The 2649-nt window shown below is 69.1% G+C and carries 2 protein-coding genes; both read right to left on the reverse strand.

The features are described from left to right. Nucleotides 1-21: 21 nt before the first annotated feature. Nucleotides 22-1488 (reverse strand): adenosylhomocysteinase, encoded by a 1467-nt coding sequence (ahcY, locus tag G6030_RS13100; protein WP_007630480.1) that lies wholly within the window; start codon nt 1486-1488, stop codon nt 22-24. 81 nt (nt 1489-1569) lie between these two features. Then, on the reverse strand, nt 1570-2649 hold a 1080-nt coding region (gene manA, locus G6030_RS13105), incomplete at its 5' end, for a mannose-6-phosphate isomerase, class I (RefSeq protein WP_182643429.1).

The raw sequence follows: 2649 nt of genomic DNA on the forward strand, positions 1-2649 counted from the left end.
GTGCACTCATAGGCGCTGCGCTCAGTAGCGGTAGTGGTCGGGCTTGAAGGGGCCCTCGACGTCCACGCCGATGTACTCGGCCTGGTCCTTGGCCAGTCGGGTCAGGGTGCCGCCGAGCGCCTCGACGTGGAGGCGGGCGACCTTCTCGTCGAGGATCTTGGGCAGCAGGTGCACCCCGATCGGGTACTGGTCGGCCTTGGTGAACAGCTCGATCTGCGCGATCACCTGGTCGGAGAAGCTGTTGGACATCACGAACGACGGGTGCCCGGTGGCGTTGCCCAGGTTGAGCAGGCGTCCCTCCGAGAGCACGATGATCGAGCGGCCGTCGTCGTCGAAGACGAACTCGTCGACCTGCGGCTTGATGTTGATGCGGGTGACGCCCTCGGCGGACTCGAGCCCGGCCATGTCGATCTCGTTGTCGAAGTGGCCGATGTTGCCCAGGATTGCCTTGTTCTTCATCCGCTTCATGTGCTCGAAGGTGATGATGTCCTTGTTGCCCGTGGCGGTGATGACGATGTCGGCATCGGCGATCGCCTGGTCCACGGTGACCACGTCGAACCCGTCCATCATCGCCTGCAGCGCGTTGATCGGGTCGATCTCGGTGACCTGCACGCGCGCGCCCTGACCGGCCAGCGCCTCCGCGCAGCCCTTACCCACGTCGCCGTAGCCGCACACCAGTGCCTTCTTGCCGCCGATCAGGGCGTCGGTGCCGCGGTTGATGCCGTCCAGCAGCGAGTGACGGGTGCCGTACTTGTTGTCGAACTTGCTCTTGGTGACCGCGTCGTTGACGTTCATCGCCGGGAACGGCAGCACGCCCTCGGCGTGGAAGTGGTACAGCCGGTGCACGCCGGTGGTGGTCTCCTCCGTCACGCCCTTCACCGACTCGGCGATCGCCGTGTACTTACCCGGGTTCGCGGGCACCGACTCGCGCAGCAGCGCGTGGAAGACCTTCTCCTCGGCCGACCAGGACGCGTCGTCGGAGGGCACGGCACCGGCCTGCTCGAACTCCTTGCCCTTGATCACGAGCATCGTGGCGTCACCACCGTCATCGAGGATCATGTTCGGCTCGGTGCCCGGCCACGTCATGATCTGCTCGGTGCACCACCAGTACTCCTCGAGCGTCTCGCCCTTCCACGCGAACACCGGCACGCCGCGGGGCTCCTCCGGGGTGCCCTCGGGCCCCACCACCACGGCGGCGGCGGCCTCGTCCTGGGTCGAGAAGATGTTGCAGGAGGCCCAGCGGACCTCGGCACCGAGCGCGGTGAGCGTCTCGATCAGCACCGCGGTCTGGACCGTCATGTGGATCGACCCCGCGATCCGCGCACCGGCCAGGGGCTGCTCGGCCGCGTACTCCTCACGCAACGCCATCAGGCCGGGCATCTCGTGCTCGGCCAGACGGATCTGCTTGCGCCCCGCCTCCGCCAGCGACAAATCCGCCACCTTGAACTCGACACCGTTGACGGACTGAACCTGCAGATCAGCGGACATGTTCTTCGACCAGCTCCTCGTTGACTCTCGAAAGATCTCCGCCCCACACTAGCGGCAGGGCCTCTGGGTGCGTCGGTCCCGTCACCGGCCGCCGACGCGGGTGCGGAACACGGTCGCCCCGTCGAGACCGTGCAGACACACACGCCGTGCCGAGGCCGGCACCCATACGGCGCGTCCCGGCCGGAGCACCTCCCCCACACCGTCCTCGTCGACCCGCGCCTCGCCCGAGGTGCACAGCAGGACCTCCGGCCCGTCGGGTCGCCAGGTCACGGGCCGATCGGCCGGAAGGTCGATGCGCGAGAGGGCGAAGTCCGGTTCGGGCGTGGGGTAGTCGACCTCGCCGGGGATGCCGCGGTCGGCGGGGACCGCGTCGACGGTGGGGTCGGCGAGCGGGCCGAACTCCAGCACGCGCATCAACTCGGGCACGTCGACGTGTTTGGGCGTCAGCCCGCCACGCAGCACGTTGTCGGAGTTGGCCATGACCTCCACCCCGACACCGCGCAGATAGGCGTGCAGCTGGCCGGGTCCCAGGTACACGGCCTGGCCCGGCTGGAGGACCACCCGGTTGAGCAGCAGGACGCCCAGTACGCCGGGGTCGGTCGGATAGCGTTCGGCGAGCTCCGCGACGGTCGTGGCGACCGCGGACCACGGTCCGTCGACGCCGTTCACCGTCAGGTAGGACACGGCCCGGGTCACGAGGTCGGACACGACGTCGGCCAGCACGACGTGGGGCATCGTGACGAACGTCGTGAACACCGCACGCAGCCCCTCTGCGTCGGGCTGCCCGGCGAGCATGTCCCGGTAGGGCCGCAGCGAGTCCACGTCGAACGCGTCGAGCAGGGCGATCGTCCGCTCGACCGGGCGGAATCCCACCAGCGCGTGGAACTCGGTCAGGGCGACCAGGATCTCGGGCTTGTGGTTGGCGTCGCGGTAGTTCCGGTCGGCGGCGTCGACGGCGATCCCCCGGGCGTCCTCCGCGGCGTAACCCTCGCGCGCCTTCTCCGGTGACGGGTGTGCCTGCAGGGACAGCGCCTGCTCGGCCGAGAGCAGCTTCACGAGGAACGGCAGCCCGCCGCCGTGCTCGGCCAGGACGCGGGCGCCCAGTTCCCTCTCGGGGTCGTCGGCGATGCGTGCGTCGAGCGCCCGCCCGTCAGCACACAG

The sequence above is a fragment of the Dietzia sp. E1 genome (assembly GCF_014145015.1).
In the GTDB taxonomy this organism is placed as follows: domain Bacteria; phylum Actinomycetota; class Actinomycetes; order Mycobacteriales; family Mycobacteriaceae; genus Dietzia; species Dietzia cinnamea_A.

Excerpts from the sequence above, each read along its gene's own strand:
- ahcY (WP_007630480.1), bottom strand. The coding sequence starts at position 1,488 with ATGTCCGCTGATCTGCAGGTTCAGTCCGTCAACGGTGTCGAGTTCAAG.